Below are 17,062 nucleotides of genomic sequence, written 5' to 3'. Positions count from 1 at the left end.
CATAGCTCAAATCGCATGGTTCGCTGAGTTTGTTAGTACGCCATTATAGTTTGTTGTATAGTTTTACAAATAACGCATCATTTCACGACTCTACTTTGTACCCGCCTGCATGCTTAAATTCATCAATACCAAATCGCCGAGCTTAATCATCAGTGTGACAGCGGGCGTAGCGATCCTATTATTAGCGTGCTTTCCTGATATTTTTTTTCCATTCCTGAGCTTGGAGCGAACCAAACTTGAACAGGGTGAGGTTTGGCGATTATTGACCTGCAACTTCGTTCACTTTGGCTGGCCGCACAGCCTCATGAACCTCGCCGCCTTTGGGATTTTTAGCACTGCTTTTGCCGCAGTGTTTTCCGGATTGCGTTATGTGGGATTGATATTTTTTTGCTGCATTGCCGTTGGGCTTGGTGTTTACACTTTGAACCCAGAGTATGAAGTCTATGCGGGCCTCTCAGGCGCCATTCACGGGTTCTTTGTTGCAGGTTTATTGCTTAACAAGAAGCATGCGTGGTGGGTAAATTTTATGTTAGTCGCAGCGCTCTTCGGCAAAATTTTTATGGAACACCAACCCGGCTATCAAGCGACTGAATTACAGTCGCTCTTGCCCGTCGCCGTTGCTTACGACGCTCACTTATATGGTGCTTTGGCTGGATTGGTTTTTGGTGGAAGTTGTTTGCTACTGGATTTCAATCACCGTAAAAAAACTAATCGTTAGCGTCATCATCTCCCAAAACCATATTGCCACCAGCTTCTTTGCCCAAACGTAGCAAATGGCTTGCACTTTTAATTTGCGGATCAACCCCGTCGCGCATGTAATTGCTCACACCTGCACTGAAATACAGCCGCTTGGGCGCGCCATTAATAATGCATTCTTCTGATGACAATAATTGACGCACGCGGCTAATTAATGCCACGGCTTTTTCATTATCTAAACCCGGCAGCAACACATAAAAATCATCGGCATCCGCTCGGCAAATCAAAAAACGATCCAGCATATTGTTCAAGCAACGCGCCACATGTTTAAGCGCTATGTCGCCAGATTCATGACCGTATTTTTCGTTAAATTCGCGGAAGTGATCGACGTTAATTACAGCTAGAGCCAAAGGCATGGATTTCTCTTGTGCATTGCGATAAACCTCCCGCGCCGCATTAAAGAAATGGTGGCGGTGATATAAACCTGTGAGGTGATCGCGCTGAGCAGAACGTGTGATTTGCTCAACCAATTCCAGATATTCTAGGTTGTGAATAATGCGGCAGTAAAATTCTTCCGGGTGAAAAGGTTTGCGCAAAAAATCATTGGCACCGTGCTTAATAAATTTTGCAGACAAGGCTTCAGTGCTCTCACCCGAAACGCCAATCATAATCAAATCGGTTTTGTCGTACTTGTAACGTAGATTTTTGACCAACTCAAAACCGTCCATACGTGGCATGTTGTAGTCGGTAATGAGTAAACGTATGTCTGGATTTTCCAACAAGACTTTAATTGCTTCAACACCATCAATCGCTTCGACCACTTGAAACAAATGGCGGCGAAATAAATTGGCGACGTGTTTGCGTGACATATCGGAATCGTCGACAACCAAGACTTTAATCTGTTGGTTTTTTTCCAAACGCTCGATAAGCGCAACCGCTTTGTTGTAAGCGTAGCGGCCTTCTTTGGTTACGTAATCTACGATGCCTTTGTTAAACAGCTGCTCGCGCTTTTTGTCGTCGTAGCTGCCGGTCAGGACAATGGTGGGAATTTTTTGCGAGAGTGTGTAATCAACGATCTGACCGTCTTCAGCATCGGGCAAATTTAAATCCACCAAGGCAGCAAAGATCTCATTAGCATATTGAGCGACGGCGTCCTGTGCCTGAGCCATGTTGGATGCAAACACGGCTTGATAGTGAGGGTACTGAGCGACAAGATGCCGAAGCACCTTGCCAACCATGTCACTGTCTTCAACGATCAGGACTTTTTTCATTTGTGGCACTCAATAATTATTGGAATAACTTTGAGTGTAGCCCAGCCTTGAAAAAATGCTTTCTAATCAACAGGAAACCCGTTTTTGCTCCTGTATCACGCCCACAGAAAGGCGGATATTTTTGTATTAAACAAGAAACCGCTAAAGACTTTTTGCGCTGCTGGCGACGCCACCGATGCCGCGCCAAAACACACATGCAGCGGCAATAAATGCTCTTCGCGCGGGTGGCAAAAAAGCGCTTCGGGAGCTTGTTTCCACTGAATTAATCGCTCGTCCCGCTCCCTTTGGTTTAGCTCACCAAGCGTTAGAGTTTCGGTCAACCAGTCGTCAAAACGTTCACTGCGCGCAGGCGTCGAAGCATTACCGGAAAAGAAAGCATTCATGTTGTGGAATGACATACCCGAGCCCAAGATCAACACACCTTGCTCCCTTAAAGGCGCAAGTGCTCGCCCGATTGCGATATGAACGGCAGGATCCAGGCTTTTCAACAAGGACAACTGCACTACTGGAGTATCGGCCTCAGGATACATCAGCATCAAGGGTACAAAGCTACCGTGATCTAAATCGCGACGGGAATCTAAACGCGATTCAATGCCATTAGCCGCTAACAGATTGGCCATATGCTGAGCTAACACCGGGTCTCCGGCAACAGGGTACTTAAAAGCATAGGACTCTGGCGGAAAACCATAGTAGTCGTAAAGCATACCCGGCGCAGCGCTGCTGGAAACGCTCACCAGAGATTCTTCCCAATGCGCAGTGACAACCACAATCGCTTTAGGCAGAGGCAACTCAGCCGAAATGGATCGCATAAATGCTGTGAGTTCACGGTGATTAGGTTCGCCTAACAAGGGCATGGGGCCTCCGCCATGGGGAACAAAAAGTACCGGCATTAGGAAATTGCTCATAAACACCTCGTCATTCGGTTTTGAGCAGCATAATCAATTCGGTGAAAGATAGGGTTCGCTTTAAGCGATGGATTACAACGAAAAAATGAATCAATCCAGCAGGTGTAATTAATCCGTTAGCGGCATGGCCGACTTGTTGTGCTCGCGCAGGGATTCGTAGATGGCAGCCGTGACAATGATGGCTCCACCTACGAGTGTCGACTTATCGGGGATACTTTTCAAAATAATCATTCCATACACAACCCCGTAAACAGGCTGCATACAGGCGACTAACCCCACCGTCTTTGCTTTTAGGTAACGCAAAGCGTAGCCGAACAGGGTGTGTGAGAAAGCGGTAAAAAATAATCCCAAAATGACGATAAGAATCCAGTCATGCTCATTGGGAATATTTTTAGAAGTGAGAATAACGGGTGTCATCAAGAGCGCGACAACCAAAACTTGGTAGCTCATAGAGCGCGCCGACGACTGACCACTAAACCAGTAGCCCAGCAGCAAATTGCGTAACGCGAAGGTGAAGGCAGACAAAATCCCCCAAAGCACACCCTGCGTCATGGAGTTTGAGAAATCGAATTCGGGTACAAGGAAATAAATCCCAACCAACACAAACATACCGCTGGCAACGTCGCCCCAATCGATCTTGGTGCCTTTGAGCAGAGGCTCCATAAAAACCGTCATTACCGGGTAAGCGTAAAGCGACAACATACCAATGGCGATATTGGAAACCTGCATGGAATGAAAAAAGGTAATCCAATGGACGCACAGCAAAACACCGAGCAACAACATACGACGATAGTCACGCGCAGAATCCAACGCGACTCGCCCTTCACGCCACCACACCCACGCAAACAAAACGCCGGCCGCAATCCAAGTGCGGTAACCCGTAATGTCCCACGCAGGTAAATTAATGATCTGCGAAAACAACCCCGTAGCCGCCATTAAAAATGCGCCTACGTGCAGAGTTATTAACGCCGACTTTGTGGATGACATGAATTAAACCAACTCAACTTTATTACGCCCGCGAAATTGTTCGCGGTCTATCTTTGCGATTTGTTAACGACGCCCGCCGTTGCGGCCGCCCGTTCCGCGATTGCCACCACTGCGATTAGTTCGCGCGCCGCCGCGCGGACGATCCTCGCGTGAACCTTTGGGTGCTGGTGGTAAATCCGGTGGCGTTAGCAATAAATATTCAGGAGGTTGCTCGCACTTAATTTCTTTACCCAACAATTTTTCTATCGGTTCCAAACGGAAAGCATCGTCCTCACACGCAAAACTAATTGAGGTGCCCGACTTGCCCGCACGACCGGTACGGCCGATACGATGCACGTAATCTTCCGGCTCTTCTGGCAGCGTAAAATTCACTACGTGGCTGATATCACTAATATGAATTCCGCGTCCCGCTACGTCTGTCGCGACCAACACTTTCATATCGCCATTTTTAAACGCATCCAAGGTTGAAACGCGTTTGTTTTGCGTGATTTCGCCAGACAACAAACCTGCGTTTACACCGTGGCGAACCAATTTTTCCTGCAGATCACGGCATTCATCGCGGCGGTTGGCAAACACAATCATGCTCTCTGCATGTTCTTGTTGAATCAAGTTATAGAGCAAAGTGTATTTTTCTTCAGTCGATACCAGATAAACGTGCTGCTCCACCGTTGAGTTGGCAACGTTTTCGGGCTGAATATCAATGGTGACGGGCTTGTAGGTCCATTGCTCTACCAAGTTGCGAACATCGTCAGTAAAGGTTGCGGAGAAGAACAAGGTTTGGCGATCTTCACGCTTGGGTGTTTGACGCACGATTTGACGCACTTGCGGAATAAAACCCATATCTAGCATGCGGTCTGCTTCGTCAATAACGAGCACTTCTAGCTGATCAAGATACACATCTTTGTTGCCACAAAAATCCAACAAACGCCCCGGTGTTGCCACCAGAATATCCACCAAATCCTCATGCAAATGGCGCTGTTGTTTTACGTAATCCATTCCACCCACAAGCGTGTGAATTTTTAAATCCGTGTACTTACACAGCAGCTTTGCATCTTCCGCAATTTGTATAACCAACTCGCGCGTAGGTGCTATAACTAGCGCGCGCGCTTCACCCGCGTATCGCTTTTCGGCGATTGGGTTTTTCAATAAATCGTCGATAATTGCTGTTAAAAACGCTGCCGTTTTACCTGTACCGGTTTGGGCTTTGCCCACCACATCTTTACCTTGTAACGCGTGCGGTAAGGATTGCGCTTGAATCGGTGAGCAGTAGCTAAAGCCCAAGTCGGCAATAGCGTGCATAAGATCAGGCTCTAAATCCAAATCTTGAAAACGAGTCTTGCCCGGCACTTCTTCAACGACAAACGAAGCGGGATCCCACGGCTCACGTTTTACCGGCGGTTGTTTTGGTGTTGAACGAGGCTGTTGGGGGCGTTTGTTTTGAGCGGGGCGATCAGGCTTTGAGCGAGGCTTCTTGTCGCGGGTATTACTGTGCTCACGCGAACCAGAAGGCTTTTCCGACTGCCGGGGCTGCCGATTAGATTCGTTCTTTTTAGAGCCTGAAGCTGACGATTGATTGGAGGACGGAGCTTGCGATGCGGGAGCTTCGTTTGCGCCTACAAGTTTTTTTAGAAATTTAACGATCAAAGTGATTTACCGGAATGAAGATGAATGTGTTCAAGTATACAGATTAGTATGATAATTTGCCTGCAAATTAGCGGCCATTCCGCGCAAAAGCGAGCAAATATCGGCATTTAAGCAGGATTTTCCAGCCAAAGCCAAGCTTGCAGAAAAATATCCCTAGCGGTTAATCTCCTTCCAACTGCCATATCCCTTCACACTTTGGTGCCATTATGAAGTTTCACAGCCTGCAGCACGTTCCCTTTGAAGATGTTGGTAGTCTTCTCACTGATATTCAGACCAAGGGGCATAGCTTGACCACCACACATTGGTACAAGGGCGAGCAAGCATCTGATCTAGACACCTTTGACGCGCTGATCGTAATGGGCGGCCCAATGGGCGTTTACGATGAAGACCAATATCCTTGGTTAAAAGCGGAGAAAGAATTTATTCGCGAGACTATTGCGGCTGGCAAAAAAGTATTAGGGATTTGTTTGGGCGCACAACTCATTGCCTGTGTATTGGGTGCACCGGTCACACGAAACCCGCACCGCGAGATTGGTTGGTTTCCATTGCAAATAAATGAAAGCGTTAAGGACCATCCGGTAGCGAAAATCTTGTCAGCTTGCGAGAAAGTATTTCACTGGCATGGAGACACCTTTGCGATTCCCGCTCAAGCACAACTACTCGCGTCAAGCCAAGCCTGCGCTCATCAAGCCTACGCAATTGGCAATCAGGTTTACGGATTTCAATTTCATTTGGAAACTACGGAAACATCTGCCAGTGCTCTCATCCAAAATTGTCCAGAAGATTTAGACAATTCCATCTACGTGCAAAACGCCGATGAGATTATGCGAGACAAGAAAAACTTTGCAGCCATCAATGACGCAATGAGCGCTGTGTTTGCTCAATGGATCAGCTAAGTATTAAGGCAAACCTTAGGGATGATTTTTAAACTTGCACGCCAAACAGGTGCCCTACTGCGGCAGTTAACCCCATAGCGATAGCGCCCCAAGAGCACACACGCCAAGCCCCTTTTATAACACCGGCACCACCCACTTTAGCAGCCAAGCCGCCGAGAAATGCGAGTGCAATGAGCGAGCTTGCTGCAATTGCAGTGAGCAACTGTGACTCCGGTGCAAGCAGAACCACAATTAGCGGAATCAAAGCTCCGACAGCAAAGGTTGCTGCAGATGTTAGTGCGGCTTGTAGCGGTCGAGCTTGTAGAAATTCAACAATCCCTAATTCGTCGCGCGCATGAGTTGTCAGCGCATCGTGAGCGGTAAGTTTTACGGCGACTTGATGTGCGAGCTCGCGATCTAAACCGCGAGCCACATAAATTTCGGTGAGTTCGCGCAATTCTGCGTCGGGCTGCGTTGCTAACTCGTAGGTTTCACGCGCTATATCTGCCGCTTCAGTATCGGCTTGCGAGCAAACAGAAACATATTCACCCGCAGCCATCGACAAAGAACCCGCAACCAAACCAGCAATGCCCGTGAGCAAAATCGTATGACTTGAGGTTTGGGCCGCAGCAATACCCATCATCAAGCTGGCGGTAGAAATAATTCCGTCGTTTGCACCAAGCACCGCGGCGCGCAACCAGCCGAGATGTTGAACCTTATGGTTTTCGCCGTGACGCATGGTTTTTCTCCTCGAGAATGAGAGAACAACGACTAAATTATTTTTTCAAAAAAGACATACGCAACAGTGTATTGTCTTTTAATTTGTAATGATGAAACAACCCGGCGGCGGCGTGCAGTCCAATCAAAAAGTAACCCAAGCTTCCTCCAACCTCGTGGGCTTCATGCAGGAAGTGGTTTATCGATTTATTTTCTCCCATCAGCCTGGGCAACTCAGCCAACCCCCAAAAAGAAACGGGATAGCCGTGTGCGTTAACCATTAACCAGCCGGTAATAGGCATTGCAAACATAAATACGTAAAGTGCCAAGTGCATTAATTTAGCGAGCAATTCTTGTTTGGCATCGGGCGCGGGAATAATGGGCGGCACTTTGGTGAACACGCGCACTAGCACACGCACAACGACCAATAACAAAATAGAAACACCGAGAGAAAAGTGATTTGCTTTTAATGCAAAATGCTCTGGACTACCTTCGGGATAGGATTCACTGAGTTCCATTGTTACATAGGAACCAATAATCAGTAACAACATCAACCAATGCAACGAAATTAATGCGGGGTTAAATTTTTTTATTTGGGAACTGTTATCAGACATAAATACCTCACATTGCGTTAATTTTTTTAGTTGCGCACGAACGCCACCACTATTATGCGACAAACAACGCCACAGGTAAAACCAGTGCTTCGTTGTTTTACATCAAACGCGAGATATTTAATCCTTAAAAACAATAATGCTCGCCAAAGCGAGCATTATTAAATTCATTTAACCTAAACTTATCTTGCTTTTGGTGATTGCGGTTTTATATTGCCGCAATCGCCACCAAGCCACTTTCCAGAATGCGTTCCCTGAATGGTTTCCATTTTTCCGTTGATCTCGGTCGTAAACTTGGTGGTGCCTGTATAGGACTTATCGTTTTGGAAAACAATTTGCCCTTCGCCACGAGTTGGATGCTCGCCCTTACAAACGTAAGTAGCTTTTAAAACGCTTGCAGATACCTGAGTAATATTTTGCTCGCAATTTTCATCCGCTTGCGGCATATCGCCACGGTCTATTTCTTCTTGCGTGACGCATGCTTTTACGACTGTGCCATCTTTGGAGATATGTACACCTTGGGCTGGTATATCTATGCCTTTATCAGACATTTTTACCCCGTGCTTTGCCATCATATCCTCCATCATTTTGCGCTGTTCAGGCGGCATGTTGGCCATTTGCTTTTTCATTTCTTCCATAGCGTGGTTGGCTTGTTCCATTTGCGCTTCGTTTAAAGCTCCCACGCTGTTTTCATTCATCTTGAAGGTGTGCTCCCACAAGCCCGGTTTCATGTCCACATGAATCGCGTAGGCATTAATACTCATCGCTGAAGCTACAATGAGTCCTGTCAATTTAGCTAATTTCATTTTCATCTCCCATTAAATAATTCACGAACATTCTGAGTGTAAAAAAGCCGCTTGTAAAAGCGGCTTTGAAATCTTAATGCTTAAGCAATTTGAGCAAAGTTGGTTCCATTGCCTTAGCCCAAATCTCATAACCCTTTTCATTAGGATGCAACAAGTCAGGCATTATATCTTTCGACAAAATCCCATTTTCATCCAAGAACGATTTGTTGATATCAAGGAAATACACCTTTTTGTTATCCGCAAAGGTCGAAATAATGGCGTTGATTTTGGTATTGATTTGACGCAACTCGCCGTCGGGTTTTTCATCGCGCGGGAAAATCGCCAACAGCAAAATTTTGGTATTCGGTAAACGCTTTTGTAACTCTTCAATATCACGCTTGATTGCCGCTGCGGTAAGTTCAGGCTTTTCTTGACGGTGGCCAGTGTTGTTAGTACCAAACATCAACACCGCAACTTTAGGATTCAAACCTTCAACTTCACCTTGCAACAAACGCCACAATACGTTTTCGGTGCGGTCGCCACTAAAGCCCAGATCAATTGCATTGTATTTAGCGTAGTTACGATTCCAAACATTAAAACCATCGCGCTCCCAGCCTTGGGTGATGGAATCGCCAATAAAAATCAACTGAGCATTTTTGCGGGTTTTGATTTCTTCTAATTTTTGCAAATGACGTGGATGCCACCAACTTATGGACCACCATTCATTCAACATGGAAGGAGTAACAGCAACAGTTTTGTAATCCGGGCAATTCACGTTTGTGGTGCCAGATTTTTGAATATTTAGGTTAGCGATAGCAACTTTACCCTCGCCACCAGTTTCTAGTGAGAACGGCAAGCGCACAGCGGAAAAATCATCGCCATCTTGTAAGAAGCACTTCAGCGGTACACTTAGATGTTGCCAACCTTTACCGATTTGATCGCGGGCCTCTAACAGATAGGGAATCTTACGCTCACAACTTTCGCCAGCGCATTTGGACTTAAATGCTAAACCACCTTTTGCAAGCTCGATCACATTGAGATCAAAATTGACTACGCCATTAGTCATATATTCACGTAAATCCAATGGTGCAGTAGCTTCGAAATTAAGAGCTGCGCGCCAAGAGTCTTTCCACGCAAACGTAAGAGCATCGCCAACCGCTGCTTTGTCTGTTTTGGTTACGCTTACATCTGCATTAGGGGCAGATGAACCAGCAACCTTGGCAACTGACGCTGAATTTGCCTCAAGAGTTTGCTGACCAACAGGACTTTCAACAACAACACGAACAGACGAATTTGCTTGAGCTGAATATAGATTCACACCGGTCACAACCGGAGTAACTACTGCTGGCTTTTTCTCAGCAGATTTTTGCTCGCTGTGCGTGCAGGAAACCAACGCAAGACTTAAACATCCAATCATGGCTGTGCGCCACATTGCAGGTTGTTGTTGCATAAATATTCTCCCGTTATCTTATTAGAGGATTATGGATCGCCAAAAAGCAGAATTCCCGCCAAGCGGGAATTCTAACTAATATTTCGTTGAACAAACAAAGACTGGTTAACGGCCTTCGTTACTCAATGCATCTGCAATTTTACGCGCAGATACTTTAAGCCGCTCAATAACTTGTTCGTATGTAATTGATTGCGATTTGATAGTGATGAAGGGTACGTTAAGAATTGCTGTTGCGCCATTTAAACCCAAAATCGGCACACAAATATCTGTAACACCTTCAACGAAATCACTTGCGGATTGCACGTAGCCGCGCTCGGCAGCTACTTTTGATTTTTGCAAAAAGCGTTCAATGGTTTCAGCGTCGGAAGAAGCACGCAGTTGGGGCAACCAACGTAACTGTGTTTCAGCGGGCGCAAAACCATAAAGCAACAAGCCGGAATTAGCCTCTACCAGCAAACGACGATAACCAACACGCACCGAGAAACCCAAATCCATAGGGCTTTCAATTCGCCCCACCACTACGATTTGATCGCCAGAAGGAACAATAAGATGACACGACTGGCCGAGTTCCCGCGCCAAATCTTTCATCACAGGAAGGGAAGTTTCCAACAGTGAACGCGCTGAGCCCTGTGCAATACCTAGAGTAAATAGCTTATTCGTTAGCATATAACCATCGCGCCCATCGGGCGACGATTCTATGTACCCGCGAAACTCAAGCGCCAATACCATTCGAAATAATTCGCTCACAGAACGACCTAGCGTTACAGCCATTTGTGACGTTGTCATAGGAGCGCCATTACGGGCTAATAGCTCTAGAATATCCAAACCCTTTTCAAGCGCGGGTGCCCTATATTTCCGGTCTTCATCCGCTAATGATTCATTAATAGTGTTGTTAGCCATGATTTTTTATAAATGTAATTATGAAAATTGCCGATAGACTGCTGTTTAAGGCTCGCACGAGCACCACAATAGCAGATATTTATATGTGAAAACACGAATTGCTTGTAAAACGCGACCAGATAAAGTCATTTATACCATAACATAAAAATACGTAGGTGAGAGATGCACGGGATAGGCTATTTCTATCTTCTATCAAATTTCTTAACGAGTTGAACGCGAGACGGATTAATCAGGAGTATCAAAGCGAAGGGCCGAAGGCCCTTGCAGCCCACTATTAAAGACTGGCAGGATCTATCCAGAGTTCAGGGCGATCTATAGGTGTTTCTTTAGAGTTGAATGGATTGTTAAGCGGTATAACTACACGGTTTTTTAAATTTCCTTTCGAAATCGCCTCTTGTACGCTGGGAGCACTCAAAAACACTTTCTCAAATGAACCATCAGCTATGGCACGATTCAAACCCAGCTCCAAATCACGTGCAAGTTGTTTATTGTTCTTGCTGACAAATAAATAAAAATCCATTTTGTATACCAGCATTAAATGCTTTTCCACCGCGAGATTTAAATTGGGTCGCTTTTCAACTTCACTGAAAGGCTCAAACACAGCGCGGGGAAAGGCGTCAAAACGTCCGCCGTCCACCATAAAAAATAAATTTTGATACTTCATGGTTTTTACTACTTTTAAACCATTGGCTTCCAAAATCTTTGTGTCAATCCAAGCAGTACCTTGACCCAACGGAATTTGGCGCAAATCTTCAATGTTATTTACTTTATCGAACTTTGCTTGATCATCCTTTCGAATGATTAAAAGCCTGTGTCCCAACAAACCTTTAAACATGGGAATTCGAATAGGTTCAAGTTGATCTTCAAGTTCTTTGCTGGTACCAGCCCACATAATGTCTAACTTGCCGTTCAGGGTGTCTTCTTGCAGGCGGGTTTGCGTCATATCATCTGTGACAGGCTGAAATTCTACTTTCCGTCCTAAATGCTCAAACGCCAGCTTAATCATAGAGGCCATGTAGGGGCCATTAGGATCAGCATCCGATAAATTTATCTTATAAGTTTCAGCAGAAGCGGGATAAACAGTTATTAACAGAGCCGCTACAGATATAAAAAATGAAAAAAACTTACACATTTTTACGCTCATTAAGAACAACCCCAAATTTACATGCCGTGAGTATAGCTAGGTGAAATTAATCATAAGTTTAGTTTTGCTAAGAACTGGTAATTCATCTCAACAAAAAAAACCCTCTGCTGGCGACAGAGGGTCCTTATAGTCACAATGAAAATTATCGAGTTACTTAACTTACTCTTAGGTTAGTTCATTTTGGTTTCGATTGTCATTAATTTGTTTTATAGGTAGCCATACGAATTTTTAATACATGTGGGCGCTTGCCGAAATTCAATCCCCAATCCGTTTGGTCACCATTCCAAACGCGCTCCATTACCCACTTACCTTTTTCATAATGCCCCTCTTCAACCCGCTCAATCATATATTTGGAATCTTTTATTTCTGCAGAAGGTTTGAACTCAACGCGAGCTTTAAACGCCGTAACGAGATATTCGTTCTCACTCAATTGCGCTATAAGCGCACCGCCGCTAGCCACATCATTACCCGTTGGAGGTGCAGTGAAAAACATAGGGCGACCGTAAGTGACTTCTGCATTCCATTTCCCTAAATCCAATGTCTGCGTCAGCGATTCTGCAATTTTTTTGCTGGCAGCCTCTTTATCTTCTTTGCTTGCATCTGGCTTAGCCGCCATTTTTTTCAAAGCTTCGCTATCGACAGGTTCAGACACACCCCACACTTTATTTTCAAAGCTTAATTTCGCCCATTCACGGGCCATTGGTGCTAGCACACGATAGTGTTGCGCAAAATTTTCAATAATCTCGTCATCGTATTTAGCAGCACCAAGCGGATAATTTACATAATCGGTATCGTCCATACCGAATGGAGAAAAGCCTACACCGCCTTTACCCAAGGTATCAAAAAAATAACGGGCGTAGGCTTGGCTATTACCGATTTCTGGAACAAACAATGGGTTGTCTTCACGCGAATATTGCTCTAACCACTTCACCACTGTTTTATGATCTGGGTTGTAAATGTCTGGCGCTACGGCATCCAAACTTGGTGCGGCTGCTTTCCAAATATGGATAACATTATCTGTTGCGCCACCCTTCTCCCAATTGGTTGGATTGAATGGATCACGCAGCGCGACATTGGCGTACATGGGCAAAGATTTAATCGCCTTTCCTGCAGATGCCAATTCTTCGCAGAACTTTGCTATGTAGTAGGCATGAAAAAATTCGTCTGCATCCTTACCAAATACTTGCGGCCACGTGCCCGCTTTCACGCCAATTTTTTTTTTGAGATCTGCAGGTACCGCTGAATTGAATACCGCATTTGCCATTGGCGAAAAATCACGATCAGAACCCCAAGTACCAGCTTCGTTTTCAACTTGAACCATAATGACGGTATTTTGCTCGTCCACTTTTTTGAGATGAGTCATTAACTGCAAAAATGCTTTTTTATCAGCAGCGAGAGTATTTTTCCCCAAAGGCGATAAAGAATTTAAGGTATCGCCCGTTTTTGTTACCACACGCGGAAAACGTTCATTATTTAATTTCACCCAAGCTGGTGTGTAATGCGGCGCATTGTTTTTCCAAGTTCCAAACCACAACAACACTAAACGCGCATTTCGCTCTCTCGCTTGTTGCAGCAACGTATCGACATAGGAAAAATCAAACTTACCTTCAACCGGCTCAATTTGTTCCCAGGCAACCGGAATTTCTAAAGTGTTGGCTTGCATTTTTTCGAAGCTTGGCCACACATATTTTAAGGTGTCCGGATAATTGCTGGAGTTATTCGCTTGCATCCCCAGCATCAGAAAAGGCTCGCCATCCACCATGAGTGCGTGACGACCATTTTTGGTCACAAACTCCGGTGTAGATACTGCCTGAGCAATAAATGGCGTACACAAAAAACCACATAGAGCTAAAGTAGAAATTGTGGTCCTACGAAGATTTGATAGCTTGATCATGGAGGCCTCGCTAAATTTTATTTTTGGTTGATTTAAATCGATTATTTATGAAAACCCATGGTAACAAATTAACTCGATCCACCGAGCAAAACTAGGGTAAATATATGTCAAAAAATAAACCCCATAACGCGTTACCGTTACGGGGTTTATTCACACCTCACGTTTGCGAACTAAAATTAAAACTTAGCTCTCAAACTAATTGAGTAACGCGCATCTTGTGCATAAGAATAGGCAACATGATCACCGGCTTTTATTTGATCCATGATACCAATGGTTTTTGCTTTCAGCAGGTTACTCGCTTCTAAAGTAACGGTGTAGTTATCCATGAAGGTGTAACCAATAGATGCATCCAACTGACCATAATCATCGTTGTAAATTGGAATCGCTGCCTTGCCTGAACCATCTGGGAAATCCGGATTGAATCCATTACTACCCCACGCGATCAAATATTTACTGCGCCATGAATAGGCCAAGCGCGCAGAGATACCATCTTTCTCATACATCCCCACAACGTTGAATGCATTCTTAGACAATTGATCGATAGGCATCTGGCCGTATTGATCTTTGTTAGTATCGATTGGTGCAGCGCCGTTACCTGTACCTGGTTTGGGCAATGGAATATTAGCTTTGCTATCGATATAGGTGTAGTTAACATCCAAGCCTAAACCATCAAAAGGCGCTGGCAAGGTATCAAAGAATTTGCTGGCACCAACTTCCATACCCTTGATATCACCTGAACCTATATTGGCCAACCAGGTTGCGGTACCTGCAATACCATTAATATTGAAGTTCGATGTACCTCTTCTAAAGAAATCATCAACTTCCTTTTTGAAGAATGCGACGTGTGCCATTCCACCTTTTTCATCAAAGTACCATTCAGCAGAAACATCAAATTGTTTCGCCGTCATTGGTTCCAAATAGGGGTTGGTGTCTTGGCTAAGCGTGAAGTTGTAATCGCTAATACTGGTTGGTTTGGTGATTCCATCTTTAACTGCAGCACTAATAGTCATACGCGCTTGCATGTCAGAAAAACTTGGAGCCCAAATCGCTTTTGATGCCGCAAGACGGATAAACAAATCCTCAGTTGCTTTCACTCTCAAGTTAAAGCTTGGCAACACATGGCTGTAATCATTTTTCGCATCAAAATCACCGGCATTTGCACTTTGCAGAACCGTACCATCAGGCAACTTAACTTCGTTGGTGGTAAGGTGGCCGTGAGCAACATTGTCTGTTTTTACAACACGCACACCAATGTTACCGTCAACCGGCATAGACAAATCATCAAAGCCGTAGTTAACCATGATGTAACCAGAGGCCGTTTTTTCCTCTTGGGTATTTCTGTAGGCTTCGTTGGTCAAGGCGTTTTTATCGTTACCGCAATACCAGTCGTTACAACCCGCATTGACACCCTCGGTAGTTGCCCAGAAATTCTTAACAGCATTTTCGGAATAAATATAACCGGCTGCAGGAACTTGTACATCGCCACGTTGGAAATCATTAAACGAATAAAGCGTTAAATATTTTGACGCTTGATCCCCGGTAACCTTGGTAATTTGGTTTCGGTTACCGCCGCCCGCGGTCCATGTGTCGTAACGGGTTTTCCAATCGTAACCGGTGTTAATGTTGTCAGCGGTTTTCTCTGAATAACGTGCACCGGCTTTAACAGATTTAATAATGGAATCATCGAAGCTGTATTCCACATCAAAACGACCCGTTTTTGCATCGGCCTCGTTACGCTCGAAGTGAGTCATTGCTTGACCAAGCGTGTAATTCGCGTAATTAGTCATGTACTGAGGATCAATATAAATTGATGCGCTTTCAGTACCTACGCCATCCAAACGCGCGGTGGGTGGGAACAAAATAACACCGAGCGTGTAGTCGTCTTTGTTTGCTTCTGCCTTCACGTATTGTAAATCAGCCGAGAACTTCCAGTGATCATCTGGCGACCATTTGATGCCGGTCGAATAATCGGTGGTGGTCGAAGTGCCCGGAGTCCAGCGCGTACTTGTACCAAAGTTCAACCCCCAGTCAGCAGGATTTGCAACTGTAACATCACCGGAAATCATTTCGCCATTTGCGCCGTATTTCCAATTTTTTGCACTGGTTGGAACTATGGCGTTATCGCCGTTAGCACTATTTAAAAAGAATGCGTTTTCATCGTATTCAGATTTCAGTTTGCTTTGGAAACCAGTGAGATAAACTTCTGTTTCGTCATTAGGCGCCCATTGGAACGCAGCGTATTTGCCATCGCGCTGACTGAAATAATCGTTGCGACGCCAATCCACACCCTTAGAAACCCATTGATCTTTTCCATCAATAGTTCTTGGCAAGAATGGACGAGAGTAAACCTGGTCAGAACGGCTCGCCAATTTGGACGTTGATAAATCAATTAAAAAACCGAATTCACCTGCATCGGTAGACCAACGGTTGCTGTACAAGCCGGAGTATTCTCCGTTGGTTTCTTTAATTTGATCACCGTAGTTACCTTTGATGGTAAAACTCGCTAGTTGACCTGCTGAATCAAACGGCATACGAGTACGCAAGTTCACAGTACCACCCAGGCCACCTTCGATCATATCGGCAGACGGACTTTTGTAAGTATCCACCGCGTACATTAATTCCGCTGGAACATCCTCAAAACTCAAACCGCGACCGCTTGCCGCAGAGAAAACATCGCGACCATTTAATTCAGCGCGAACTTGCGTCAAACCGCGAATAGATACACCACTACCCTCTGCAGCTGGGTGTTCCGCATCATTATTGGTATAACGTCCAACTGAAACACCCGGTACACGTTGCAAGGCTTCCGTTACACTGCGATCAGGTAACTTACCGATGTCCTCAGCAACAATTGAATCTACAATAACGTTAGATTTTTTCTTTACTTCCTGTGCGCTTTGAACACTTGCACGCTGACCTGTAATTACAATCTCTTCCGTACTTTCGGCTGCTTCGGCAGCATAGGCTTGCACGGAACCCATAGCACCAAACACCAAAGACATGCTTGACGCAAGCTTGATGTAAACCGGTAATTTCTTTTTCAGAAATGTTTGTTGGTTTTTACTTATCATTGTCGTTCTCCAGTTAGAATAATTAACACCCAATTTTTTCGTCACTTATGATTGTGACTTTTTTGCAACTCCATACACTTGCAACTTCACACGCTTGCCTTTGATCTCGCAT

The 17,062-nt window shown here is 45.1% G+C and carries 14 protein-coding genes; 2 read left to right on the top strand and 12 right to left on the bottom strand.

Annotation, left to right across the window (positions count from 1 at the left end; all coding sequences use genetic code 11):
* The first annotated feature begins 109 nt into the window (after positions 1-109).
* The gene (gene rrtA / locus U1F02_RS07160; protein ID WP_409989691.1) at positions 110-718 is read left to right on the top strand and encodes a rhombosortase; all 609 of its coding nucleotides are present in this window, start codon (positions 110-112) and stop codon (positions 716-718) included.
* Here rrtA and U1F02_RS07155 read toward each other — a convergent pair.
* The 4 genes from U1F02_RS07155 to rhlB form a co-directional block, all read right to left on the bottom strand.
* Positions 708-1,967, bottom strand: coding sequence for a response regulator (locus tag U1F02_RS07155; RefSeq protein ID WP_409989690.1), 1,260 nt, complete (start codon positions 1,965-1,967; stop codon positions 708-710). The genes rrtA and U1F02_RS07155 overlap by 11 nt on opposite strands.
* Positions 1,968-2,062: 95 nt before the next feature.
* Entirely contained in the window at positions 2,063-2,872 is an 810-nt protein-coding gene (locus U1F02_RS07150) for a DODA-type extradiol aromatic ring-opening family dioxygenase (protein WP_409989689.1), read from the bottom strand.
* Between the two features lie 108 nt (positions 2,873-2,980).
* Positions 2,981-3,859: a DMT family transporter gene (locus U1F02_RS07145; RefSeq protein WP_409989688.1), complete on the bottom strand. Its 879-nt coding sequence runs from the start codon at positions 3,857-3,859 to the stop codon at positions 2,981-2,983.
* Between the two features lie 63 nt (positions 3,860-3,922).
* Positions 3,923-5,503, bottom strand: a complete 1,581-nt coding sequence (gene rhlB, locus U1F02_RS07140) for an ATP-dependent RNA helicase RhlB (RefSeq protein WP_409989687.1) — start codon at positions 5,501-5,503, stop codon at positions 3,923-3,925.
* Positions 5,504-5,709: 206 nt separating this feature from the next.
* Between rhlB and U1F02_RS07135 the strand changes: the two genes are divergently transcribed.
* Positions 5,710-6,399 (top strand): type 1 glutamine amidotransferase, encoded by a 690-nt coding sequence (locus U1F02_RS07135; protein ID WP_409989686.1) that lies wholly within the window; start codon positions 5,710-5,712, stop codon positions 6,397-6,399.
* A 28-nt stretch (positions 6,400-6,427) separates the two neighbouring features.
* Here the strand turns inward: U1F02_RS07135 and U1F02_RS07130 are convergent, their stop codons facing one another.
* The 8 genes from U1F02_RS07130 to U1F02_RS07095 all read right to left on the bottom strand — a co-directional run bounded on the left by U1F02_RS07130 (position 6,428) and on the right by U1F02_RS07095 (position 16,950).
* Positions 6,428-7,117 carry a VIT1/CCC1 transporter family protein gene (locus U1F02_RS07130; protein ID WP_409989685.1) on the bottom strand — a complete coding sequence of 230 codons (690 nt, stop codon included), beginning with the start codon at positions 7,115-7,117 and terminating at the stop codon, positions 6,428-6,430.
* A 37-nt stretch (positions 7,118-7,154) separates the two neighbouring features.
* Entirely contained in the window at positions 7,155-7,709 is a 555-nt protein-coding gene (locus U1F02_RS07125) for a cytochrome b (RefSeq protein ID WP_409989684.1), read from the bottom strand.
* A gap of 179 nt (positions 7,710-7,888) precedes the next feature.
* Positions 7,889-8,512 (bottom strand): DUF3617 domain-containing protein, encoded by a 624-nt coding sequence (locus U1F02_RS07120; protein ID WP_409989683.1) that lies wholly within the window; start codon positions 8,510-8,512, stop codon positions 7,889-7,891.
* 73 nt (positions 8,513-8,585) lie between these two features.
* A complete protein-coding gene (locus U1F02_RS07115; protein WP_409989682.1) occupies positions 8,586-9,941 on the bottom strand; it encodes a putative glycoside hydrolase in 1,356 nt (451 codons plus the stop codon).
* 105 nt (positions 9,942-10,046) lie between these two features.
* A complete protein-coding gene (locus U1F02_RS07110) occupies positions 10,047-10,841 on the bottom strand; it encodes an IclR family transcriptional regulator (RefSeq protein WP_409989681.1) in 795 nt (264 codons plus the stop codon).
* A 274-nt stretch (positions 10,842-11,115) separates the two neighbouring features.
* Positions 11,116-11,973, bottom strand: coding sequence for a substrate-binding periplasmic protein (locus U1F02_RS07105; protein WP_409989680.1), 858 nt, complete (start codon positions 11,971-11,973; stop codon positions 11,116-11,118).
* Positions 11,974-12,181: 208 nt separating this feature from the next.
* On the bottom strand, positions 12,182-13,879 hold the full coding sequence (locus U1F02_RS07100) for a DUF5597 domain-containing protein (protein WP_409989679.1): 1,698 nt from the start codon (positions 13,877-13,879) through the stop codon (positions 12,182-12,184).
* Positions 13,880-14,055: 176 nt separating this feature from the next.
* Positions 14,056-16,950 (bottom strand): TonB-dependent receptor, encoded by a 2,895-nt coding sequence (locus U1F02_RS07095; RefSeq protein ID WP_409989678.1) that lies wholly within the window; start codon positions 16,948-16,950, stop codon positions 14,056-14,058.
* Between the last annotated feature and the right edge of the window lie 112 nt (positions 16,951-17,062).

The sequence above is a fragment of the Cellvibrio sp. genome (assembly GCF_046347455.1).
Classification (GTDB): Bacteria; Pseudomonadota; Gammaproteobacteria; order Pseudomonadales; family Cellvibrionaceae; genus Cellvibrio.
This window is presented reverse-complemented; position numbering and strand designations above follow the sequence as displayed.